Source organism: Pseudomonas sp. SbOxS1 (assembly GCF_013416725.1).
Classification (GTDB): domain Bacteria; phylum Pseudomonadota; class Gammaproteobacteria; order Pseudomonadales; family Pseudomonadaceae; genus Aquipseudomonas.
Map to the genome: position 1 here is coordinate 25,879 of NZ_JAAVXC010000047.1, position 23,714 is coordinate 49,592.

The 23,714-nt window shown below is 60.9% G+C and carries 21 protein-coding genes; 6 read left to right on the forward strand and 15 right to left on the reverse strand.

The window, feature by feature from the left end:
• Positions 1–48: 48 nt before the first annotated feature.
• The 3 genes from HFK74_RS29685 to HFK74_RS29695 all read right to left on the reverse strand — a co-directional run bounded on the left by HFK74_RS29685 (position 49) and on the right by HFK74_RS29695 (position 2,963).
• Positions 49–1,056 (reverse strand): sugar kinase, encoded by a 1,008-nt coding sequence (locus HFK74_RS29685; RefSeq protein WP_257230466.1) that lies wholly within the window; start codon positions 1,054–1,056, stop codon positions 49–51.
• Positions 1,049–1,831 carry a sugar phosphate isomerase/epimerase gene (locus HFK74_RS29690; RefSeq protein ID WP_180206639.1) on the reverse strand — a complete coding sequence of 261 codons (783 nt, stop codon included), beginning with the start codon at positions 1,829–1,831 and terminating at the stop codon, positions 1,049–1,051. The genes HFK74_RS29685 and HFK74_RS29690 overlap by 8 nt, the downstream gene beginning before the upstream one ends.
• A 103-nt stretch (positions 1,832–1,934) precedes the next feature.
• Entirely contained in the window at positions 1,935–2,963 is a 1,029-nt protein-coding gene (locus HFK74_RS29695; RefSeq protein ID WP_180206640.1) for a LacI family DNA-binding transcriptional regulator, read from the reverse strand.
• 240 nt (positions 2,964–3,203) lie between these two features.
• Between HFK74_RS29695 and HFK74_RS29700 the strand changes: the two genes are divergently transcribed.
• A complete protein-coding gene (locus HFK74_RS29700; RefSeq protein ID WP_180206641.1) occupies positions 3,204–5,444 on the forward strand; it encodes a fibronectin type III domain-containing protein in 2,241 nt (746 codons plus the stop codon).
• A gap of 7 nt (positions 5,445–5,451) precedes the next feature.
• Here HFK74_RS29700 and HFK74_RS29705 read toward each other — a convergent pair whose 3' ends face one another.
• From HFK74_RS29705 to HFK74_RS29715, 3 genes are all read right to left on the reverse strand, one after another.
• Positions 5,452–6,093, reverse strand: a complete 642-nt coding sequence (locus HFK74_RS29705; protein WP_180206642.1) for a DUF1345 domain-containing protein — start codon at positions 6,091–6,093, stop codon at positions 5,452–5,454.
• Between the two features lie 190 nt (positions 6,094–6,283).
• Positions 6,284–9,382 carry an efflux RND transporter permease subunit gene (locus HFK74_RS29710; RefSeq protein WP_180206643.1) on the reverse strand — a complete coding sequence of 1,033 codons (3,099 nt, stop codon included), beginning with the start codon at positions 9,380–9,382 and terminating at the stop codon, positions 6,284–6,286.
• 15 nt (positions 9,383–9,397) lie between these two features.
• On the reverse strand, positions 9,398–10,555 hold the full coding sequence (locus HFK74_RS29715; protein WP_180206644.1) for an efflux RND transporter periplasmic adaptor subunit: 1,158 nt from the start codon (positions 10,553–10,555) through the stop codon (positions 9,398–9,400).
• Positions 10,556–10,836: 281 nt separating this feature from the next.
• On the opposite strand from HFK74_RS29715, the gene HFK74_RS29720 reads away from it, so the two are divergent.
• The 3 genes from HFK74_RS29720 to HFK74_RS29730 all read left to right on the forward strand — a co-directional run bounded on the left by HFK74_RS29720 (position 10,837) and on the right by HFK74_RS29730 (position 13,206).
• The gene (locus HFK74_RS29720) at positions 10,837–11,538 is read left to right on the forward strand and encodes a response regulator transcription factor (protein WP_180206645.1); all 702 of its coding nucleotides are present in this window, start codon (positions 10,837–10,839) and stop codon (positions 11,536–11,538) included.
• Positions 11,539–11,542: 4 nt separating this feature from the next.
• Positions 11,543–12,841, forward strand: coding sequence for an ATP-binding protein (locus HFK74_RS29725; protein ID WP_180206646.1), 1,299 nt, complete (start codon positions 11,543–11,545; stop codon positions 12,839–12,841).
• A gap of 110 nt (positions 12,842–12,951) precedes the next feature.
• Positions 12,952–13,206, forward strand: a complete 255-nt coding sequence (locus tag HFK74_RS29730; protein ID WP_180206647.1) for a hypothetical protein — start codon at positions 12,952–12,954, stop codon at positions 13,204–13,206.
• A gap of 8 nt (positions 13,207–13,214) precedes the next feature.
• On the opposite strand, the gene HFK74_RS29735 is transcribed toward HFK74_RS29730, so the two are convergent.
• From HFK74_RS29735 to HFK74_RS29765, 7 genes are all read right to left on the reverse strand, one after another.
• Positions 13,215–13,976 (reverse strand): anti-sigma factor, encoded by a 762-nt coding sequence (locus HFK74_RS29735; protein WP_180206648.1) that lies wholly within the window; start codon positions 13,974–13,976, stop codon positions 13,215–13,217.
• Positions 13,973–14,470 carry a sigma-70 family RNA polymerase sigma factor gene (locus tag HFK74_RS29740; RefSeq protein WP_180206679.1) on the reverse strand — a complete coding sequence of 166 codons (498 nt, stop codon included), beginning with the start codon at positions 14,468–14,470 and terminating at the stop codon, positions 13,973–13,975. The genes HFK74_RS29735 and HFK74_RS29740 overlap by 4 nt, the downstream gene beginning before the upstream one ends.
• A gap of 54 nt (positions 14,471–14,524) precedes the next feature.
• The gene (locus HFK74_RS29745; RefSeq protein WP_180206649.1) at positions 14,525–15,058 is read right to left on the reverse strand and encodes a tetratricopeptide repeat protein; all 534 of its coding nucleotides are present in this window, start codon (positions 15,056–15,058) and stop codon (positions 14,525–14,527) included.
• A 140-nt stretch (positions 15,059–15,198) separates the two neighbouring features.
• Complete coding sequence (locus HFK74_RS29750; protein ID WP_180206650.1) at positions 15,199–16,152, reverse strand: D-2-hydroxyacid dehydrogenase family protein; 954 nt, start codon at positions 16,150–16,152, stop codon at positions 15,199–15,201.
• Between the two features lie 13 nt (positions 16,153–16,165).
• On the reverse strand, positions 16,166–17,188 hold the full coding sequence (locus HFK74_RS29755; RefSeq protein WP_180206651.1) for an alpha/beta fold hydrolase: 1,023 nt from the start codon (positions 17,186–17,188) through the stop codon (positions 16,166–16,168).
• Positions 17,189–17,271: 83 nt separating this feature from the next.
• Complete coding sequence (locus tag HFK74_RS29760) at positions 17,272–17,706, reverse strand: YqaA family protein (protein ID WP_180206680.1); 435 nt, start codon at positions 17,704–17,706, stop codon at positions 17,272–17,274.
• Positions 17,706–18,152, reverse strand: coding sequence for a DUF411 domain-containing protein (locus tag HFK74_RS29765; protein ID WP_008065431.1), 447 nt, complete (start codon positions 18,150–18,152; stop codon positions 17,706–17,708). The genes HFK74_RS29760 and HFK74_RS29765 overlap by 1 nt, the downstream gene beginning before the upstream one ends.
• Positions 18,153–19,398: 1,246 nt before the next feature.
• Between HFK74_RS29765 and HFK74_RS29770 the strand changes: the two genes are divergently transcribed.
• A complete protein-coding gene (locus tag HFK74_RS29770; RefSeq protein ID WP_008061425.1) occupies positions 19,399–19,587 on the forward strand; it encodes a hypothetical protein in 189 nt (62 codons plus the stop codon).
• Positions 19,588–19,611: 24 nt separating this feature from the next.
• On the opposite strand, the gene HFK74_RS29775 is transcribed toward HFK74_RS29770, so the two are convergent.
• Positions 19,612–19,983, reverse strand: coding sequence for a fe2+ zn2+ uptake regulation protein (locus tag HFK74_RS29775; protein ID WP_180206652.1), 372 nt, complete (start codon positions 19,981–19,983; stop codon positions 19,612–19,614).
• Between the two features lie 240 nt (positions 19,984–20,223).
• Here HFK74_RS29775 and HFK74_RS29780 point away from each other — a divergent pair, with 240 nt between their 5' ends.
• Complete coding sequence (locus HFK74_RS29780; protein WP_180206653.1) at positions 20,224–22,560, forward strand: acylase; 2,337 nt, start codon at positions 20,224–20,226, stop codon at positions 22,558–22,560.
• 55 nt (positions 22,561–22,615) lie between these two features.
• On the opposite strand, the gene HFK74_RS29785 is transcribed toward HFK74_RS29780, so the two are convergent.
• A complete protein-coding gene (locus HFK74_RS29785) occupies positions 22,616–23,617 on the reverse strand; it encodes a FecR family protein (RefSeq protein ID WP_180206654.1) in 1,002 nt (333 codons plus the stop codon).
• Between the last annotated feature and the right edge of the window lie 97 nt (positions 23,618–23,714).

The window sequence follows — 23,714 nt, forward strand, 5'->3', positions numbered from 1 at the left end:
GCAGCAGGTTTTCAGATGATCGTTCCCACGCTCTGCGTTGGAATGCCTCTAGGGACGCTCCGCGTCCCCTGTGACGCAGAGCGTCACGGGCTGCATTCCCACGCGGGAGCGTGGGAACGAGCGGTACTCTGCGGACATCTCGGCCCGGGTCGGCAACCCCTCCATGTCCCCACGGCTCTGCACCGCCCGGCTGCCAATCCAGTTGGCGCGCTTTACGGCCTCGGCAAAGCCGTGGTTCTCCAGAAGGGCGCTGATCATGCCGACGGCAAAGCCGTCACCGGCACCCACCGTGTCGACGACTGTTTGCACCGGCACCCCGGCAACAAAACCCTGGTCCTGATGCGTGCGGTAATAAGCACCCTGCGGACCCAGTTTGATCGCCACCGCCTCGGCACCCTGGTCGAGGTAAAACCGGGCGATGTCGGCGGGGTCTTCGAAGCCGGTCAGTAACTGACCTTCGCTCAACCCCGGCAACACCCAATGGGCGAGAGCGGCAAGGCGGTTGATTTCGCTGATCATCTGTTGCTCGCTGGCCCACAGGCCCGGGCGCAGGTTCGGATCGAACGAGACGCTGCGCCCGGCCTCGCGCATGCGGGTCATCAATTCGAATGACATCTCCCGTGCGGTTGGCGACAGGGCTGGAGGAATGCCGGTGGCATGCAGGTGCCGGGCCTTGAGCAATTGGGGCACGATCGAGTGTGGCGACAGGTGGCTGGCCGCCGAACCGCGGCGGAAATACTCGACGGCAGGGTCGCTGCCATCCTCGGTGCGGGACTTGAGCTGGAAACCGGTGGGATGGGCAGGGTCAATGTCGACGTGGCGGCAATCCAGGCCTTCCTTTTCCAGTGTGTCGATGACAAACCGGCCCAGGGAGTCGGCCCCCACCCGACTCAACCAGGCCACCTTGAACCCGAGGCGCGACAAGCCAATGGCGACATTGCTGTCGGCCCCGGCTATGCGCTTGTGAAAAGCGCTGACACTGGACAGATCACCGGCCTGCTCGGCGACGAACATCGCCATGGTTTCGCCGAACGACAGAATATCGATCTCAGACATGGGCGTTCTCCCGCTGCGATTGGCCCAGGTGGGCGAGGGCGGCGACGTGTTCGCGGGTCAACTGCACCAGGTCAACGCCTTGCAGCGGATATTCCGCCGCGCGCATGACGCCTTGGGCCATGTGCCGCAGCAGCTCTTCCCACTGTTGCAAATCGCTGGCGGCAGGCGGGATGGCGACCAGTTTGCCGTCGGCGCGACGGCTCACCGCCTTGCAGTGCACATAACCCACATGGCGCCCGAGCAATCGCGCGGCGCTGGCAGGCGACTGGTCCTGCCAGTGCCAGTTGCCGATGTCGAAGGTCATCTTGATCGGCAGGTTGTGCTGTTCGACTTGCGCGAAGAAGCGCTGGAAGGGTTCGATGCGGCCGCCGTGCAGGGTCTGGTCGTTCTCCACCAGCAACTGTACGGCACTTTCGCTCAGTACCCGGGCGAGGGTTTGCAGGTCGCTGTTGTCGGTGAAATAGCCCAACGACACTTTCAGCCATTTGGCGCCGAAAGCCTGGGCCCGTTGCAGGGCGCCGATCAGTTCAGGGTTGGGTTTGGACTGACCGGCCAGCCACAGCTCCATGGGTGAGGAATACACGCTTTGCAGGCCTTCGGCGTGCGCCGCTTCGGCCAGTTGCGCAGGGTTTTCACCGGTCAGCAATTCTTCGCGCCATTCGATGCGCGTGGCGCCTGCGAGGGCCAGGATTTCGATGAAGCTGCCTTGACCGCGTTGGCGGACAAGGTCGGCGCCATAGCTGGACAGGCTGATGGAAACGGCGGGTCTATTCATTGTTTTTTTACCTCTGAAACCGGTTTCATTTTTGTTCAAAAAAATAGTCGGTGATCTTCAAGCCGTGTCTATGTAGGAGCGAGGCTTGCCCGCGAAAGGGCCTTCATGTTGGAACACCCAAGGTTGTCGACCCTCGTACAATCAACTGCGCCGAAAAATCCAGCGTCCGCACCGGGCCAACATCGCCGCGCAAACGCCTGAGCAAACACTCAAACGCGCTGGTGCCCATCTCGGTGGTTGGTTGGGCAAGAGCGGTAATGCCACTGCCCACCAACGGATACCAATCCAGGTCATCGAGGGCAATTAAACCCACGTCCTCGAACAGGTTGTACCCAAGCTCTCGCAATGAGTGGGTGCTGGCCAGCGCCGCAATCCCGTTCGCGCAAAACAGCGCTTTCGGGCCGGGGCCAGGTGTGTCGAGGAAGGTTTTCAGATTCGCCGTCAGCTCGCTGCCGGTTTCCGTGATTGCCCCGCGAAGTGAAGGCCGTTGCTCGATCCGCGCCTTGAAGCTGCTGACCCGTTCGATCCGCGAACTGGTGCCGTCAAACGGTTCGGTTACCAGCATCAGGTCGCGGTAACCACGTTCTTCAAGGTGGGCGAGGGCCATGTCGACAGCTGCCGGATTGTCCAGCCCGACCATGTCACTCTCGAGGTGCTCGACTTTGCGATCCACCAGCACCAGGGGCATTTCCCGATGCAGTTCGTGCAATTCGTCGCGATGATGGCCGAGGGTGTTCACAATCAGGCCTTCGATGTTGTACGAGCGCAGCAGGGCCAGGTGCTGGCGTTCCTGCTCGTCGTCGCGGTCGGTGTTGCACACCACCAGGCTGTAGCCGTGCTGACGGCAGGCGGTTTCCACCCCGTGCATCACGGCAATCGAATAAGGGTTGCGGATGTCGGCCACCAGCATGCCGATCAGGCGCGTGCGCCCGCGTTTCAAGCCGCGGGCCATCTGGTTCGGGCGGTAGCCCAGCTCGCTGATGGCCTGCTCAATGCGCAAGGCAATGGCATCGGACAGCAGGGCGCGGTCTTCGCCGATGAACCGCGACACGCTGGCCTTGGAGACACCGGCACGTTGGGCGACATCAAGCATGGACACGCGGCTGCGCTGAGCGGTGGAAAAACTGTTCACGGGGCACGACCTTGATTTTTGGATTTATTGGGAAGCAGCGGCTGTGAGATTTCGCTGAAACCGGTTTCAGGAGACACCAAAAGCCGGTCGGTCGTCAAGCGGGGAGGTGAGAGAAGATTGCCAACGGGGGCCAGCAATAGCACACAAAACGCGGAACACAACTATCTGATCTGTTAGTGGCGCTCTATGTAACTGCGAACTTTACTGTGTGGCATGAAACACCCGCCCGGAGATTGTCCCATGCCCTCAACTTCTACGGTGCTTGAATGCCCTGACGTTATTGATGGCGTGCTCGACTGCCGCCATCGACTGACTGCCGCGTTGGTCCAGGTGGTGTCTTGGGCAGAGCTTGCTGTCGGAAAGAATGCCACTTTGACGTGTAGCGGAATTTTGGTGGACGGCTCAGAGTCACGATTGCAACTGCACGAGGTGGAGTCACTCGATGAAGCCTCGCGCAAGGATGAGTTGCGGTTTGAGATCCCCCTGCATTATTTGAATAGTTTGAGCGACAAATCGACGTTACAGATAGCGTTGCTGACTGATGATGTGCAGACCATTAGTTCGGCAGTATTCAACGTGCTGACACTGGCGCAGCCGTCTGGAATGTTGGCTCCCACAGCTCTCCAGGCTTTATACTTTGATTCACATTCGCCAACTTCCTTTAGAGTGGTATTCACGTACTACTACCCCTACATAAGATTTGTGTTTGAGTGTTGGCGCGAATACCCGTCGCCAGTCCTGATTGGTGAGTACGAATCGGTTGCTAAAGCATATACCATTACAGGACTGCAACCTCAAACCCGGTATTATATCCTTGCCCGCGTGGTGACCAGTGGTGGAGAGCTGGACTATCGGCAGGCTTGGGTCGATACCCGACCCGGGGCGGAGCGTCCCGCTGCACCCACCGATCTCAGTGCTCGGTCTTCAAGTTACACAGTGGAATTGACCTGGAGGGCGTCCGCGCTTGCGACAGGTTATCGAGTGAAATATGGGTTACACCCCAACGGCCCGGTAATCAATACCCTACCTTTTACGACTACGACTGCAACAATAGGTGGACTAAGCTCTGGCACTGCCTATTACTTTGAACTTTGGGCATTTAATGCTGCTGGTGAATCACCATCAATTCCTACTACTGCGACAACGTTGACAGTGCCCGTGTCGCCTCTAAATTTGCGCGCAAGTCCGGCGATTAATACAATGGATCTCACATGGTCCGCTTCAGCGGGCGCCAATAGATATATCATTCACTATGGGGTCGAGCCGGGCGGTGCAATTCAGAACGTGACGGTGTATTCGACAAGTCATCAATTGACAGGCCTGTCAAAAAACACGCTGTACGCTATTTTCGTGAGTGCAGCGAATAGCAATGGTGCGTCATTACCGACACCCATTACCCAAAAGACCCTGGATGGACCGCCCATACCGTCAACCCCGTCCGTTGGGTATGCAGAAGTCAAGTTCGATACGATCCAGCTTGTGTGGAACATGCCTACTGAACCAGAATATACAGTCACTCACGGCCTGGCCGAAAAGTGGCCCGAAGCTATCGAAACCCAGTCGACTAAATATTTGAATTACACGGTCAAAAACCTCGCTCCTGATACCCTGTATTTCCTGGAAGTTCGCGCCGTCAACGCCAGTGGGTGTTCTGAACCCAGGTATATAGAACGCAGAACGGGGTCCGACACTACACAACCACGCAATTTACGCGTTCCGGGCAGAACTTTTTGCGAGGCCTGGCTGACCTGGGATGCGCCGGCCGACCCTTCTTATTTGATCTATTACGAAATTACCTGCACCGGGCGCGCTTCTGTAACGACCACCGAAACCAATTACATCGCTACAGGCCTGAAACCTGAAGTTGAGTATCAGTTCCAGGTGTTGGGCCGCAGGAATGGAGGGCCATTTCCTGCGTTACCTTTGTCGACAAAGGTGGTAACCCATGATCGAGAGCCCCCCACAAGGCCGAGAAATTTGAAGCTCACCGCCCCTACACAGGGTAATGCAACACTTGAGTGGCGTGCGTCTGAAGACAATGTGGGCGTGACAGGTTATCAAACGCGTCGTAATGGCGGGGCTTGGGTGCCTGTAAGTGGTACCAGTCATCCTGTCACTGGTTTGATAGAGGGCGTTGTCGTACGATTTGAAGTACGTGCCAGAGATGCTGCCGGAAACTGGTCTATTCCGACTGGCGTGTCTTCCAAGAGACCAGGTGCGCCAAGTGCTCCACAAAACTTCCGTTATTCACAATCGGGGTTAATATCAATACTGGAGTGGGATGCTCCGATAGATATGATAGATTTAACCAGTTATCAAATTGTATTGACCGGTCCACAGGGAGGTGAGCTTCCTTATAGCTCACATGACCCGATTCTGAAGCCGCTCCTGTTGTCACGGACTCGCTACGGCGTGCGGATTACAGCGCGAAATGCGGTTGGGGAATCACTGCCGTTAATCGCTGAGATGACGACTAAATAACGCGACGTTAGCCAAATAGCCCCGCGGCAATATTGATCGAAAACCCCAATATAGCCGTGTTGAACAAAAATCCAATCAACGACTGCGCCAGCACAATCTTGCGCATATCCCGAGTCGCCACCCCGACATCCGAGGTCTGCACCGCCACCCCGATGGTGAAAGAGAAGTACAGGAAGTCCCAATAGTTGGGCGTGGTCAGGCCCTCGGCGAAACGCAGCGCTGGGTCCTTGCCATCCCAGGTGTAAAACAGTCGCGCGTAGTGCACGCTGAAGATTACGCCGATCAGCAGCCAGGAGCCGATCACGGTTAAAGCCGTGAAGCCGTAGTGCAACAACTTGAGGGTGGTTTCCAGGTCTTTGCTGCCGGCCAGTTCGAAGGCGATGGTCGCCAGGCTGGCAATTGCCGCGATGCACACCACCAACAGTACCAGCCCGGCGTTTTCGTCTTCGATCTCGGCGATGCGTTTCACATCGGTTGCCTTGGAGCGCACGGTGAGCCAGAACATCAGCAGCAGATAGGTCCAGACCCCGGCGTTCCAGCCGATGAGGATTTTGCCGAGGATTAAGTCGGAGGGGGCCAGGATGCCTGCCGCGACACCGAGGGTGGTGGCGGCGGAGAGGCGAGGATGGGTGTGGGTGAGGTAGGGCATGGAGGCTCAATGAGTTAGTGCGTTGAAAGCACCTTAGTCTAACGCCGTCAGGTGTGACCACAATCCTGGATCCGATCACATCCACTGTGGGAGCGAGCCTGCTCGCGATGACGTCATCACATCCAACATCAATGTTGCCTGAGACGCCGTCATCGCGAGCAGGCTCGCTCCTACAGGGGGAAGGTGTCGGCTATAAGTGTTTGTGGCGCTTGCGCACCAGCTTCATCACCACCACAAAAAACACCGGCACGAATATCACCGCAAGGGTCGCAGTGATCATCCCGCCGATCACCCCGGTGCCGATGGCTTGCTGGCTTGCCGAGCTTGCGCCGGTGGCGATCGCCAGCGGCACCACGCCGAGGATGAACGCCAGGGACGTCATCACGATGGGTCGCAAGCGCAGGCGCGCCGCTTGCAGGGTGGCGTCGATCAGGTCGTGGCCTTCGTCGTACAGGCTCTTGGCGAACTCGATGATCAGGATCGCATTCTTCGCCGACAGGCCGATGATGGTGATCAGCCCGACCTTGAAGAACACGTCGTTGGGCATCCCGCGCAACGTCACGGCCAGTACCGCGCCGAGCACGCCAAGTGGCACCACCAGCAGCACCGAAGTCGGGATCGACCAGCTCTCGTAAAGCGCCGCCAGGCACAGGAACACGATCAGCAACGATAACCCCAACAGGATCGGCGCCTGGCTGCCGGACAGCCGTTCCTGTAGGGACAGGCCGGTCCATTCCTGGCCCAGGCCCATTGGTCCCAGCGCCACCAGCCGTTCGATTTCGGCCATGGCCTCGCCGGTGCTATGCCCAGGTTTCGGTTCCCCGGAAATGCTGATCGCCGGGTAGCCGTTGTAGCGGGTCAGCTGCGCCGGGCCCTGGGTCCATCTGGCCTGGACGAAGGCCGACAGCGGCACCATTTTTCCAGCGTTGTTGCGCACGTGCATTTTCAGCAGGTCGGCCACCTGGCTGCGCTGGTCGCCTTCGGCCTGGACCACGACCCGCTGCATCCGCCCCTGATTGGGGAAGTCGTTGACGTAGGTCGAGCCAACGGCGGTGGACAGCACGTTGCCAATCTCGGCGAACGACACGCCCAAGGCGCTGGCCTGCTTGCGGTCGACGATCAGTTGCACCTGCGGCGCTTCGGCCAGGGCGCTTTCGCGCACGTTCATCAGGATCGTGCTTTTCTCTGCTGCCTCAAGCAACTCGGTGCGTGCCTGCATCAGCGTGGCATGGCCGAGGCCGCCGCGATCCTGCAGGCGAAACTCGAAGCCGCTGGAGGTGCCCAGGCCGTCCACCGGCGGTGGCAGCACCGAGAACGCCATGGCATCCTTGATCTGGCTGAGGGCGATGTTGGCACGCTCGGCAATCGAGCTTGCCGAGTCGTCGCTGCCACGCTCGGACCAGTCTTTCAACGTGGTAAACGCCAACGCCGCGTTCTGCCCGCTGCCGGAGAAACTGAAGCCGAGAATCACCGTGCTGTCGCCAACCCCCGGCTCCCCGGCGTTATGCGCCTCGATCTGCTCGACCACCGCCACCGTGCGGTTCTTGCTGGCACCCGGCGGCAGTTGCACGTCAGTGATGGTGTAGCCCTGGTCTTCCACCGGCAGGAACGAGGAGGGCAGGCGAGCGAAGCAAATCCCCAGGCCGATCAGCAGCACGCCGTAGATCAACAGGTAGCGCCCCGTGCGCTTGAGCGCATAGGCGACCCAGGATTGATAACGCGCGGTCAGTCGTTCAAAGCTGCGATTGAACCAGCCGAAGAAACCGCGTTTTTCATGGTGCTCGCCCTTGGCGATCGGCTTGAGCAAGGTCGCACACAGGGCCGGGGTCAAGGTCAGGGCGAGGAAGGCCGAAAACAGGATCGAGGTGGCCATTGACAGGGAGAACTGCCGGTAGATCACCCCGACCGAGCCCTGCATGAACGCCATGGGAATGAACACCGCCACCAGCACCAGGGTGATACCGATGATTGCCCCGGTGATCTGCCGCATTGCCTTGCGCGTCGCCTCTTTGGGCGACAGGCCTTCGGTGACCATGATCCGCTCGACGTTTTCCACCACCACGATCGCGTCATCCACCAGGATGCCGATCGCCAGGACCATGCCGAACATCGTCAATACGTTGATCGAGAAACCCAGGGCCAACATGGTGGCAAAGGTGCCCATCAGCGCAACCGGCACCACCAGGGTCGGAATCAGCGTGTAGCGGATGTTCTGCAGGAACAGGAACATCACCGCGAACACCAGCAGCATGGCTTCGCCCAGGGTGTAGACCACCTTGGTGATCGACACCTTGACGAAGGGCGAGGTGTCGTACGGAATCTTGTATTCGACGCCGGCCGGGAAGTAGCGCGCCAGCTCATCCATCTTCGCCCGCACCAGGGTCGCGGTGTTCAGGGCGTTGGCGCTCGGCGCCAGTTGCACGCTGACGGCGGTCGAGGGTTTACCGTTCAGGCGCGTGCCGAACTGGTATTCCTGGCTGCCGATTTCCACCCGCGCGACATCGGCGATGCGCACGGTGGAGCCGTCGGGATTGGCCTTGAGCACGATGTCGGCGAACTCTTCCGGGGTCGACAGCTGGCCCTTGACCAGGATGGTCGCGGTGATTTCCTGGGTGCCGCGGGTCGGCAGGTCGCCGATGCTGCCGGCCGAGACCTGGGCGTTCTGCGCGACGATGGCGGCATTCACATCCGCCGGGGTCAGGTTGAAACCGATCAGCTTGCGCGGGTCGATCCAGATGCGCATGGCCCGTTCGGCGCCATACAGCTGGGCCTTGCCGACGCCGTCCAGGCGCTTGATCTCGTTCATCACGTTGCGTGCCAGGTAATCGCTGAGCGCGGTCTCGTCGAGCTTGCCGTCGCTGGACGTCAGGGTGATCAGCAGCAGGAAGCCGGAGGAGACTTTTTCCACCTGCAGGCCTTGCTGGTTAACCGCCTGGGGCAGGCGCGACTCCACCACTTTCAGGCGGTTCTGCACATCGACCTGGGCCAGTTCCGGGTTGGTGCCCGGCTGGAAAGTGGCCTTGATCGTCGCGCTGCCCAGGCTGCTCTGGGACTCGAAATACAACAGGTTGTCCGCGCCGTTGAGCTCTTCCTCGATCAGGCTGACCACGCTTTCGTCGATGGTCTGCGCCGAAGCGCCGGGGTACACGGCATAGATTTCCACCTGCGGCGGCGCCACGTTGGGGTACTGCGCCACCGGCAACTGCGGGATGGCCAGGGCGCCGGCCAGCAGGATGAACAGGGCGACCACCCAGGCGAAAATCGGGCGATCGATAAAGAACTGCGGCATAAACAAGCGTCCTGCTTACTGGCCAGAAACCTGGGCAAGGGGAAGAGGGGTGTCGTCGATCTGCACTTTTTCGCCGGGACGGGCGTGTTGCAGGCCTTCGATGACGATGCGGTCGCCGGGTTTCAAGCCGCCGGTGACGACCCAACGGTCGTTCTGCACCGGCCCCAGTTCGATCGGCTGCTGGCTGACGCGCTGCTCTTCGTCGAGCAGCAATACCTGGGCGATGCCGGCGCTGTCACGCTGGATGGCCCGCTGCGGCACGCTGATGCCTTGCTGGTTGACCGCTTGCTCCAGGCGCACGCGCACGAAGCTGCCAGGCAACAGGTCGAGGTCCGGGTTGGGGAACTCACTGCGCAGGATGACCTGGCCGGTGCCCGGGTCGACAGTGATGTCGGTGAACAGCAGCTTGCCGGGCAACGGGTAGAGGCTGCCGTCGTCCTCGATCAGGGTGGCTTTGGCCTGGCCTTGACCCACTTCCTTTAGCTGACCAGAGCGGAAGGCCCGGCGCAGGTCGTTGAGTTCGCGGGTCGATTGGGTCAGGTCGGCGTGGATCGGATCGAGTTGCTGGATCAGCGCCAGGGGCGTTGTTTCGTTCTGCCCGACCAGCGCGCCTTCGGTGACCAGTGCGCGGCCAATACGTCCGGAAATCGGCGCGGTGACGGTGGCGTAACCCAGGTTCAGCCGCGCGCGTTCAACCGCCGCCTTGCTGGCGGCCACCTCGGCGGCGGTTTGCCGGGCGTTGGCCCGTGCGTTGTCATAGTCCTGGCCGCTGATGGCCTTGTCATTGATCAACTGGGCGTAACGTTGCTCTTGCAGTCTGGCCTGGAACGCGTTGGCCTCGGCCTTGCGCAATATCGCTTCGGCGCTGTCGAGGTCAGCCTTGAACGGCGCCGGATCGATACGGAACAACACCTGGCCCTTTTTCACGTCACTGCCTTCGCGAAAGGCTTGTTGCAGCACCACGCCTGCGACCCGGGCGCGCACCTCGGCCATGCGCGGCGCGGCAATGCGCCCGGTCAGTTCGCTGCTGATCGACAGCGTGCGGGTTTCGACGGTTTCGATGCGAACGCTGGCCAATGGCGGCTGCTCTTCGGCGATCGACGATTTGTCGCACGCGCCCAGCGCCAACGCCAGTGCGATCAGGCTGAGCCTGGCAAGCGGATTCTTTGACATGAATGACCCCAATAATGACTCCCAGCATCCTACTGGGCGGGGGCGATGGTAGCGGTGAAGCTTTGTTGGTGCTGTGTGAAATTGTGTAAGGGTTTTGCTCAGGTGTGTGCCGGGGCGTATATCCTTGAACCCTTGAATTTTATTGCGCCTGTCAGGCCGCCTTCGCGGGCAAGCCTCGCTCCTACAGGGATCACGGATCTCGCGCACGACACACACCGTAGGAGCGAGGCTTACCCGCGAAGAGGCCCTCAAGCTCGCCACAGCATTTCTGGAAACACCCCATGCCCAACATCCTCCTGGTCGAAGACGACACCGCACTTGCCGAGCTGATCGCCAGCTACCTGGAACGCAACGGTTACTCCGTCAACGTGATCACTCGAGGCGACCAGGTGCGCGAACGCGCACGGCTCACGCCGCCGGACCTGGTGATCCTCGACTTGATGCTGCCCGGCCTCGATGGCCTGCAAGTCTGCCGTTTGCTGCGCGCCGATTCGGCGACCTTGCCGATCCTCATGCTCACCGCCCGCGACGACAGCCACGACCAGGTGCTGGGCCTGGAAATGGGCGCCGACGACTACGTCACCAAACCTTGCGAGCCCCGGGTGCTGCTGGCCCGGGTGCGCACATTGCTGCGGCGCAGCAGCCTTGCCGAGCCATTGGCAGCCAATGACCGCATCCTCATCGGCAACCTGTGCATTGACCTGTCCGAGCGCACGGTGACCTGGCGCGGGCAACCGGTGGAGATGTCCAGCGGCGAGTACAACCTGCTGGTGGTGCTGGCCCGGCATGCGGGCGAAGTGTTGAGCCGCGACCAGATCCTGCAACGCCTGCGCGGCATCGAGTTCAACGGGACCGACCGCTCGGTGGACGTGGCCATCTCCAAGCTGCGGCGCAAGTTCGACGACAATGCCGGCGAGGCCCGCAAGATCAAGACCGTGTGGGGCAAGGGTTACCTGTTCAGCCGATCCGAGTGGGAATGCTGAAGCGATGTTCAGAATCCTCTTTCGCCTGTACCTGGTGACCATCGTTTCGTTCAGCGCCGCGATCTACCTGGTGCCGGACCTGGTGATCAAGGTCTTCCACGAGCGCTTCCTCACCTACAACCTCGATTATTCCAGGGGGCTGCAAACCCTGATGGTCAAGCAGTTCAAGGCCGTTCCGGTCGAGCAATGGCCGGCCCTGGCGGCTGAAATGGACAAGGAGTTCCATCCGCTGCACATCCTGCTCAGCGGTAACGACGATGCCGAGTTTTCCCTTGAGGAACAGCAGCGTTTGCAACGCGGCGAAAACGTCGTGCGCATCGGCGACTGGGGCTGGCGCACCCTGGCGGTGGCACCGCTGGACGAGCGCACGGTAGTGCAAATGGTCGTGCCGCCCGACCCGATGGACGTCAGCCTGTTGTACTGGAGCATCAACGTGCTGATCGGCGCGACCATGCTGGCGTGCCTATTGCTGTGGCTGCGTCCGCACTGGCGTGACCTCGAACGGCTCAAAAGCGCGGCGGAACGCTTCGGCAAGGGGCACTTGGGCGAGCGTACGCAGATTGCCGCCAGCTCCAACATCGGCAGCCTGGCCAACGTCTTCGACACCATGGCCGGCGACATCGAAAACCTGCTGAATCAGCAGCGGGACCTGCTCAACGCGGTGTCCCACGAATTGCGCACCCCGTTGACCCGCCTGGATTTCGGCCTGGCCCTGGCCCTTTCCGATGATTTGCCCGCCACCAGCCGCGAGCGCTTGCAAGGGCTGGTCGATCACATTCGTGAGCTCGACGAGCTGGTGCTGGAATTGCTCTCCTACAGCCGCCTGCAAAACCCGGCGCGGCTGCCCGAGCCCATCGAGGTGTCGCTGGATGAGTTCATCGACAGTATCCTGGGCAGCGTCGATGAAGAACAATCGCCGGACATCGTCATCGACGTGTTGCTGCATGGCCAGCTCGAGCGCTTCAGCCTCGACCCGCGCCTCACCGCCCGCGCCCTGCAAAACCTGCTGCGCAACGCCATGCGCTACTGCGAAAAACGCATTCAGGTCGGCGTACAGGTGTGCGCCAAAGGCTGTGAGATCTGGGTGGACGACGACGGGATCGGTATCCCGGATGATGAGCGCGAGCGAATTTTCGAGCCGTTCTACCGACTCGATCGCAGCCGGGACCGGGCGACCGGCGGGTTTGGCCTGGGGCTGGCGATCAGCCGCCGGGCGCTGGAGGCCCAGGGTGGGACATTGACCGTGCAAGCGTCGCCGTTGGGCGGGGCGCGGTTTCGGTTGTGGTTGCCGGCGCCGGTTTGAAACCGCGTCACACCTGTCAAACCTGACAGTAGCCAGGCATGCCAATTCGGCGTTTGATGGTCCATCGCAGTCAGGTAGTCGCGCCAAACACCAAGGACTGGAGGCGAGTGATGCAAGCACCGACAATAAAAAGAACCGGCAGTGGCACGATCAACGCCATCAGGAAAGTCTGGATCGACGCAACGTCGACCCAGTTCGCCATGGTCCTGCCTGATGAGGGCTGCTCCCAGCTGGCCATTCGGATCGGGCTCAATCTCACGGCGGATGGCGGCGACTGTTTTCAAGTGGGTGACAAGGTGCAATACACCTTGCTGACGGGGCCGGTGGGGGCGTTTGCGCGAGCGCAGGATCTGGTGAAGTTCTGAACGGGGGCTCAGGCGCTGATCCGGCCGCGCAGCTGCGTGGCCATCTCCTCCAGATCCACCACGGGATGACGCCCGATCAGCATCCACGCATGTTCCATATCCGCCCAATACACAATGTTCATCCCGTGCCGTCGCTCCCTGGCGAAATGCCGGCTGCCGCTGTTGGAGCGTGTGACGCACAGCGCCATCGGGCCGTGAACCGGATCCAGGTAGGTGATCTGGGCGATGGCCACGCCGTCGTACTCAAGGATTTGCGCGCGTTTGAACTGGGCGCGGGGCAACGCCAGTTTTGCCGGCACAAGATTGAGGCCCAGGCGCGCATCGATGGTGCGCAACTGCGCCAATTGCGTAGTTTCGTCGCTGGGCAGGTGGTCGAGGGTTTCCGGTACGTAAAGCACCATGTAGTCGGCGACCAGGCCACGCCAGTTGTGGGTCTGCTGGCTGGTTTGCCAACCGAGGAACAAACGGTCCGCCAGTACACCACCCGCCAGCAATCCGGCGGCGGCCGCGAGGAACCAGCGCCGACTCAGCCCCGGGCGTGCCGGAGCGGGCAGGGTGTCGAGCATGGCTTGCAGGCGCTCGACCGGGGCTTGTCGGGTCACTTCGTCGTAAGCCGACTTGAATGGCATGCTGCTGCGGTCCAGCCATTGCAGGCGCAGGCCGAGCATCGGGTCTTCGGCGATGGCGGCGTCGATGCGGGTGCGTTGTTCGGCATCGAGCTGGTTGTCCAGGTAGGCAACCAGTTGCTCATCCGACAGTTTCGCGTTCATCGACGTTCTCCGGTGGAAGGGTTCGGCACCGCGTGCAGGGCCGGGTACTCGGCCAGTTTCAGCCGTGCAGCGGCCAGTCGGCTCATCACGGTGCCGATGGGGACTTGCAACACATCGGCCACTTCGCGGTAGGACAAACCTTCGACGTAGGCCAGGAACACCGTTTCGCGCTGGGCCTCGGGCAACGCCTCGACGCGCCGGATCACCTGCGCGGCGCGCACATGGGTCTGTGCCGCCTGTTCGCCATCGAACGACAGGGCTTGATCGACATCCACAATGCCCTGGCCCTGGTGCACTCGGCGAGTGCGCACTTCATTGATCCAGATCGAATGCAGAATGCTCATCAGCCAACGGTCCATGCGCGTGCCCGATTCGAACTGCCCGCCGCGTTCGAGCGCCCGCACGCAGGTCGCCTGCACCAGGTCTTCGGCCACATGCCGTTGTCGGGACAACAGCAGGCCATAGCGCCATAGGCGCGCCAGGTGCTGCCCCAGTTCTGCCCTTATTTCCTGATCGCTGGCGATAGCGACCTCCCTCCAATCGGGTTGTCAGGTATTCGATGAAGCGTTGATGGCTTCGGCCAGGTCCTGGTATTGCTCGCAGGTGGTGTTGCCGCAGATCGATTTTATCTGCTGCAGCTGTTCCTGGGCGAGGTCCAGCCGGCCCTTGGTCACATAGGCTTCGCCGAGGTATTCGCGAACCAGCGCATACTGCGGGTCGAGTTTGACCGCTTGCAGGTAATAACCGATGCCTTCATCGGTGCGCCCCAGTTTACGCGTGGCGTAGCCGCGATAGTTCAGGGCCTTGGCGGTGTTGGGTTGCTTGAGCGTATCGAGCAGGGCCAGGGCTTCTTCGTAACGCCCGTCCTTGGCCAGTTGATAGGCGTAATCGGTGCGGTCGGCGTCCGGCAAGAGCATGCTGGTTTGCTTGACGCACCGTTGTGCCTTGCTGTCGAACACCTGCCCTCGAGGGCACTGCGGTTTGGCGGGGGTATCTTCCTCGCCGTTGGCCCATGCCAGGGAACTGGACAGCGCAACGGCAAACACCAGCGGTGCAGTAACGATCGAGAGACGGCGATTCATGGGCAATGCTCCGAACGGGCCGAAAATGTTGAGAAGGGCTAATGACCCTTCATGCGAAACATAAACAGCGCAGCCTGAACATTTATTCATTTTTTCCAGTGGTATTTGCAAGAAAAACTCAAGTCGCCGCCGTTACGTTATCAGCTCAACAGGCGAATCGGTTCTCCTGCCGACCAAGCCTGGATGTCCTCGATCATTTGCGAAAAGAATAGCTGGTAATTTTGCTGGCTGACGTACCCGACATGAGGCGTTGCCAGTACATTGTCCAGGGTTCTGAACGGATGATGTTCGGGCAAGGGCTCGTGCTCGAATACGTCCAGCGCCGCGCCACCCAGGCGTTGTTTCTGCAGGGCCTTGATCAGCGCCGCTTCATCGACAATCGGCCCGCGGGCGGTGTTGACCAGTAGCGCCGTGGGTTTCATCCAGGCCAGCGCCTGGGCGTCCACCATGCCACGGCTGCGCTCGCTGAGCACCAGATGCACCGACAACACATCGGCCTGCTCGAACAGTTGCTGCTTGCTGACGTAGGTGACGTCGAACTCGGCGGCGCGTTCGGCGGTGAGGTTTTCGCTCCAGGCGATGACCCGCATGCCGAACGCCTGGCCGAAGCGGGCGACCCGTTGGCCAATGCTACCCAGCCCCAGGATCGCCAGGGTCTTGCCATGCAGGTCGCCACCCAGGCCTTGCTGCCACTTTCCGGCGCGCAGGGCGTTGGCTTCGACCACCAGGTTGCGGGTCGCGGCCATGATCAGTGCCCAGGTCAGCTCCGGCGCGGCATGCTTGTAGCTGTCGGTGCCACAGACTTGTATGCCCAGCGCGGCGGCGGCCTTGAGGTCGAGGGCGGCATTGCGCATGCCGCCGGTGACCAGCAGCTTGAGATTCGGCAAGCGGCGCAGCAGGTCGTCGTCGAACCGCGTGCGCTCGCGCATCACGCAGATCACTTCGAACCCGCCCAGGCGCGCGGCCAGGGTCGCGTTGTCGGCGGGGTAGTCGTGGATGAACCCAACCTCGCCGATGGCCTCCAGCGCCGACCAGTCGACCACGTCGCGGGCCACGTCCTGCCAATCATCAATCACTGCAATCTGTAGCGCCATCAGCCTTACCTCATCAAGGAACGGGGTGGGTGTTGTCCAGCCAGCCAAGCAAGGCCTTGTGAAACTGCGCCGGCTCTTCCATCTGCGGCGCGTGGCCCAAGCCGGGGAATTCGACCAGGGTCGATTGGGGAATCAGTTTCGCCACCTGCTTGCCGAGCACATCGTAATGACCGATTTTCGCCTTGACCTCAGGCGGCGCAATGTCCTTGTTGATGGCCGTGGTGTCGGCGGTGCCGATCAGCAGCAGGGTCGGCACCTTCAGGTCCTTGAACTCGTAGTACACCGGCTGGGTGAAGATCATGTCGTAGATCAGCGCCGAGTTCCAAGCCACCTGGGTTTTGCCAGGGCCCTTGGCCATGCCCGCGTACATGTCGACCCAGCGGTCGAATTCGGGTTTCCAGCGGCCATCATAGTAGGTGCTGCGCTGATAGTCGTGGATGCCCTGGGCGGTCACTTTCAGTTCGCGCTCATACCATTGATCGACCGTGCGATAGGGCACGCCGAGGGCTTTCCAGTCTTCCAGGCCTATGGGATTGACCAAGGCCAGCTGCTCGACCTGTTCGGGATACTGCAACGCGTAACGGGTGGCGAGCATGCCGCCGGTGGAGTGCCCGAGCAGGGTGGCTTTCTGGATGCCAAGGGCCTTGAGCAGTTGCTGGGTGTTGCTCGCCAGTTGCTGGAACGTGTACTGATAATGGTCCGGTTTGCTGGACGTGCAGAAACCGATCTGGTCCGGGGCAATGACCCGGTAGCCGGCGTCGCTCAGGGCTTTGATCGAGGTCTGCCAGGTGGCGCCGCAGAAATTCTTGCCGTGCATCAGCACCACGCTGCGGCCATTGGCCTTGCCATGGGCCGCCACGTCCATGTAGCCCATTTGCAGGGATTTGCCCTGGGACTGGAACGCAAAATGCTTGACGGTGTAGGGATATTCGAACCCTTGCAGTTCCGGGCCGTAGGCCGGGCCTTCGGCAGCGATGGCGGGCAGGGCGGCGGTCAGCAGCAGGCCGGACAGCCAGCTTGAGCGGGTAGGGGGCATGGATGAACTCCGTTGAAAATCCGCCGATACTGGATCGGCATGATTAGGGCGACATTAAACAGGCAATCGCCGCGGCACTTGGTTCAACCCATCCACCCCAGGGTGGCCAACGCGAGTGCTCCATAACGGGCACCCTTGGCCAGGGTCACGATCAGCAGGAAGCGCCCCAGGGGTTCGCGCATGACGCCGGCCACCAGGGTCAGTGGGTCACCGATCACCGGGAGCCAGCTGAGCAGCAACGACCAATGGCCGTAACGTTGATAGTGACGACGGGCGTGTTCCAGGTGTTTGGCGCTAACCGGAAACCAGCGCCGGTCCTGGAAGCGTTCGATGGCGCGCCCCAGCCACCAGTTCACCACTGAACCGAGGACATTGCCCAGGGTGGCGACGGCCAGCAGCAACCACAGCCAGTACCGGTCACTGAGGATCAGGCCAACCAGCACCGCTTCGGACTGCAGCGGCAGCAAAGTCGCTGCACCGAATGCAGCCAGGAACAAGCCGAAGCAGGCCGTGAAAATCAATGGGCGGGGTAGTCCGCCACTACCACATCGGTGCCGTCCTTTTTCAGGCCGATCACTTGATAGGCATCGCTCATGCCGTCCATTTCCATGCCCGGCGAGCCCATGGGCATGCCTGGGGCGGCAACGCCCAGCAGGTCATCGCGCTTGCTCAGGGCCAGCACCTGATCGGCCGGCACATGGCCTTCGACGAATTTGCCGTTGATCAAGCCGGTGTGGCACGACGCCAGGCGCGGCGGTACGCCGTGTTGTTGCTTGAACTCGCTCATGTTGCTTTCGACGTGGTCTTCTACCTTGAAACCGTTGGCTTCGAGGTGGCTGATCCATTTCTTGCAGCAACCGCAGTTGGCATCCCGGTGGACCTCGATCGGGATCAGGTCGGCGGCCTGGGCCAGGGAGGAAATGAACAGGGCGCCCAAGGCGGCCAGACGTAAAGGGGTTCGCATGAGGGAAGGGGTCTCGGATTGCGGGCGAAAGGTTATATTTTGAAGGTTTTTTGTGGGTAGGCGTTCAAGGTGTGTTTCGAATTGCTACAGAGCTGCCCGGCCCTATCATCGTAGATCAAAGCTGTCAGGTGGATGAGGGGGAGATGACGAGTTTGTCAGGTTGGCAGCCGAGCTGTTGTTTGGTGACGGTGTACATATCCGTTGCTGCGGTAACGGCCACTTAGGGTTTCGCCTTTACTGTAGGAGCCCGGCTTGCCGGCGAAGGCGTCATCGCTGCTGATGATTGTCTTTCAGGCGTACATATCCATTCCTGCGGTAACGGCCACCTAGGGTTTCGCCCTTACGGCGAGTCACTTGGAAGAGCCCCAAGTAACCAAGGGCTCTTGCCCCTGGCGTTCGGCCCCTCGCTAAGGCTCGGGGTACCCTCGCTCCGGTCCTGCTCCGTGGGTCGCCGCGATGGGCCATCCTTGGCCCAGCGCGGCTAAACCGGCATCCATGCCGGTTTACCCACTGCGCAGAACCTCCACTCGGCCTCTCGATGGGGCAAGAAAATCAAAAGCCAGATCAAGATCAAACGCAAAAGCGAGGCGGCCTTAAAGCCGACCTGATCGGGAGCCGTACGCATTTCCCCCTGTAGGAGCCAGCGGTGCGGCGATCCGACTTGCCGGCGAAGAACGATAATGCGGTGTAACAGACACACTGCAGCGCCTGGTTCGCCGGCAAGCCTGGCTCCTACAGGGGATTGAGGTATCTGTAAAAGTCAGGTCGGCTTTAAGGCCGCCTCGCTTTTGATTTTGATCTGGGTGCCCCGTTAACCACGATGGCCGAACGCAGGCATTGCGCAGTGGGTAAACCGGCAGGACGCCGGTTTAGCCGCGCTGGGCCAGGGATGGCCCAGCGCGGCGACCCACGGAGCAATGCCGGAGTGAGGGCATGCCGAGCCTAAGCGAGGCACCAAGTGGTGGGGCAAAGCCTTTTGCTTACTTTTTGCTGGGCCGGCACTCCGGCGTTTGAAAAAGTGAGTCGCCGTAAGGGCGAAACCCTAAGAGGCCGTTACCGCAGCAACGGATATGTACACCGAAAAAAGAGTCAGCTGTCAGGCCCCAGTCCCCCCGATAAAGCTAAAAATCTTCATCGGCTGTAACATAACCCCCCGTTTGCCACCGCCCATCCCCGCCATACGGCAGGAGCCCGGCAGGCAGGCGGATAAACAGCGGATACATTTTTTCAGGTTCAGGAATTGCCAATGACTCAGTCGCAACGTTTGAAATACTCGATTCTGATCTCCCTCGTGGTACTGGGGACCATGTTTGGCCTTTCGTATTTGCAGAACACCGGCGTCATCAGCGAAAAACTGTTTCAGTACATCGCCATTGGCGTGGCGGTGGTCGTGGTGGTCATCAACGGCGTGATGCGCCGCAAGGTCAAGCCCTGAGCGGCAACCCCGGGCCTGGCTCGATCAGTCGTTGTGCAGCAGGGCGGCGGCCCGTGGGTGGAGGCTGTAGCTCTTGTCCGCGTTGAGGACAATCACGCCTTCGCTGCACAAGCGTTTCAACACCTCTCGCACACTGAGGAACGACAGCGGAATATCCAGTTCCAGCAAGTGCGTGTGTACGCCGCGCACGCCCAGGCTGCGGTCGTTTTCGGCGGCCGAGAGCAAGGCGTCGATGACTTTCAGGCGAATCAGACTGGTGCGCAGGCCAAAGCTCTTGAGCAGGAGGCGAATCCGCTCGTTGCCGTGGCGCTCGGTACGCTGGTCGAAAACACCGACTCCAACGGAAGTGCCCTTTGACGCGTTGCTACCGTCCGTTGGCAGTTGCGAGTTGTACATGGCGAAAACTCCTTTTCAGAGCCTGATCGGGAAAAATTGGGCGCTCTTACCTGATAAGACGTATGAGCGACCCAAATCATGAAGGCTTGAATGTAGAAATTTCGTCGTCATGACGTGAAATGCGGTTCGGGACCGCCATCCAGCCTCCTAAATTTTCCTCGTTTGCTTCGTCCCTAGAAGAATGCGCAGTGCGTGTCTGTACGCAGAACTGTGACCATCGTTTTTCGATCAGGAGCGAGTGTGATTATTTCCAGCCAGTTAGCCAGGATGAGCCTGGCGGGTGTGTGTCTGGGGCTGAGTCTTGCGGCGAATGCGCGCAGTCAGCCTGAGCAGGCCAGTGCCGATATCCGCCGGACCAGTTTCGGTGTGCCGCATATTCGGGCCGAGAACGAGCGGGGGCTCGGTTTCGGCATCGGCTATGCCTACGCTCAGGATAACCTGTGTTTGCTGGCCAACGAGATCGCCACGGTGAACGGTCAGCGCTCACGGTTTTTCGGCCCGGACCAGTTTACCGTCGAGGAGCGTGAAAACCGCGTCAGCGATCTGTTTTTCACCTGGTTGAACACTCCGCAGGCCGTCGATGCTTTCTGGCAGGCGCAAACCCCTGAAGTACGGCAGCTGATGGAAGGTTATGTGGCCGGCTACAACCGCTTCCTCGGCGAACGTCGGGTCCAGGGACTGCCGCAGCAGTGCCAGGGCGATTGGGTGCGGGACATCACCGCGATGGATCTGGTCAAGCTGACCCGGCGCCTGCTGGTCGAGGGCGGCGTCGGGCAATTTGCCGAAGCCCTGGCGGGGGCGACGCCACCGGCTGCGGTCGCGGGCAGCGGTGGCAAACAGGCAGCATTCCGGGTGGCCGACGTGCGTATGCAGCGTTTTGCCCTTGACCGCGGCAGCAACGCCGTCGCAGTGGGCAGCGAGCGCTCGTTCAATGGCCGCGGCATGTTGTTGGCCAACCCGCATTTCCCGTGGGTCGGCGGGATGCGTTTCTATCAGATGCACCTGACCATCCCCGGCAAGCTGGACGTGATGGGCGCCGCGTTGCCCGGCCTGCCGATGATCAACATTGGCTTCAACCAACACCTGGCCTGGACCCACACCGTGGATTCGTCCAAGCATTTCACCCTGTATCGCCTGCAGCTCGATCCCAAGGACCCGACCCGTTACCTGCTCGACGGCAAATCCCTGCCGATGCACAAACAGACACTGACGGTTGACCTCAAGCAGCCCGACGGCTCGGTCAAGTCGGTTTCCCACGTAGTGTATAGCTCGCAGTTCGGCCCGATCGTGCAATGGCCTGGCAAGCTGGACTGGGACAACCAGTACGCCTACAGCTTGCGCGACGCCAACCTGGACAATGACCGGGTGTTGCAGCAGTGGTACGCGATGAACCGTGCCGGCAGCCTCAAGGAATTCCAGGCCTCGGTCCATGAAATCCAGGGTATCCCGTGGGTCAATACCCTGGCGGCGGACGATCAGGGCCAGACGCTGTACATGAACCTGTCGGTGGTGCCGAACGTCAGCCGCGAAAAACTCGCGCAGTGCAGTGATCCACGGATCGGCTTGCAGATGATCGTCCTCGACGGTTCCAACAGCGCCTGCGCCTGGGACATCGACCCGCAAGCCGCACAAAAAGGCATCTATGCGGCGGACAAGTTGCCACAACTGTTGCGCAAGGACTTCGTGCAGCATTCCAATGATTCGGCCTGGCTGGCCAACCCGGCGCAGCCGCTCACCGGGTTCTCGCCATTGATCAGCCAGGACAGCCAGCCCTTGGGCCTGCGCGCGCGCTTTGCCCTCGATCGCCTGGGTAAACTGGCCAAGTCCGGGCCGATCGCGGCGGCGGATCTGCAGCACATGGTGATGGACGATCAGGTGTATCAGGCGGCGCAAGTGATGCCGGACCTGTTGCAATTCTGCGCGGCGGACCTGGGGGCCGATGCACAGGCGCTGGCGCCGCTGTGTGCCAGCCTCAAGGCGTGGGATGGCAAGGCCAATCTCGACAGCGGAGTGGGTTTCGTGCATTTCCAGAATGTCATGGAGCCGCTGGAACAGCTGCCCGATATCTGGCGCGTGGCGTTCGATCCGCTGGATCCGCAGCACACGCCGCGCGGCCTGGCGATTGAGCGTGCGCCAGTAGCGCAGGCGCTGCGCCAGGCGATGCTGGCATCGGCAGAACAGGTCAAGGCGTCAGGGCTCAGGAAAGACACGCGCTGGGGCGATGTCCAGGTGGTCAGCAGCGGCGGGGAGCAAACGCCGATCCACGGCGGGCCGGGTACGCTGGGCGTCTACAATGCCATCCAGAGCGTGCCCAGGACGGACGGCAAACGCGAAGTGGTCAGCGGCACCAGCTATCTGCAAGTGGTGACCTTCGATGAAAAGGGCCCGCAGGCCAAGGGGTTGCTGGCGCTCTCGCTGTCGAGTGATCCGGCCTCGAAATACGCCCGGGACCAGACGCTGGCGTTTTCGCAGAAGCAGTTGAGTGTGTTGCCGTTCACCGAGCAGCAAATCAAGTCCGATCCGGACTATCAGGCGCAGACTATCCGTGAGCAGGACACAAAGCTGGCTGTTCAGTAGATTGGGGCGTATTTGATTGATGCATGAAGGCCGCACCCCGCAAGGGTGGCGGCCTTCAGCTTTTCGGCGCTTGCTGCGGAATCGAGTTGAGGACCGGGTTGCCGTCCTTGTTACGGGTCAGGTAGACCGGCAGCACCTTGGGCAGGGACGTCACCAGGGTATTGAGTTCCTTGATGTTGTAGATGCCGCCGATGCGGATGGCGCCGGTACTGTTGTCGGCGATCACCAAGGGGTTTTCCAGGTAGCGGTTGATCAACGGCAGGGCCTCGTTGAGCGCCAGGTCGTCGAGCACCAGCTTGCCGCTGCGCCAGGCCAGCGAATTGTCATTGTCGTAGGTCTGGCTGATTCGCGGAATGTAGTCGCCATGGCGATAGCTCGCCTGCATCGAAGGGCCGAGCCGCAAGCCGTCCCCCGGCAGGTCATCGTTGCTGCTGACCAGCACCGAGCCTTCGATCAGGTTTACTTTCACCTGGTCTTCATACATCCAGACGTTGAATGTTGTCCCGGTGACCCGGATCCGCCCTTCGGCCGCCTTGACTACGAACGGGTGGGACGTGTCGTGGCTGACGCTGAAGAAGGCCTCGCCTTTGCCCAGGGTGACCTGGCGTCGATCCTTGTAGTTGCTGTAGGTCAACTCACTGCCCAGGTTCAGTTCCACCTGGCTGCCGTCCTTCAAGGTGACCTGGCGCACATTGTCGGTCGCCTCGAAGTGTTGGTAGGAATTGGGCAGCCACCCCAGGTTCCAGCCGCTGTAAGCCGCCAAAGGCAACGCCAGAGCACACACGGCCGCCGCCATGCCAAATGTACGCCAGGATGTCCGGCTGTGGCGAACCATTGGCACAATGTTGGATTCGGGGCGCGGCAGGTCGCCTGCCACTTCCCAGATTTCCAGCATGGCCTGGTATTCCACCAGGTGCAGCGGATGAACATCCAGCCACTGCTCGAATGCCTGTCGCTCTGCAACGGTGCAGTCCGGTGCATGCAGGCGCATGCACCAATGCGCGGCGGCATCGGTGATGGCGTCAAACTGGGCTTGTGAGAGAGGGCTGTCGGTCATTGACTCATCCTGATTTCCCGCATTCTAACCTTGAGGGCAGTCTGCGAGAACAGCCGTCATGGCATTTACCCATCAAACGGCTGTTTATTTTCTGAAA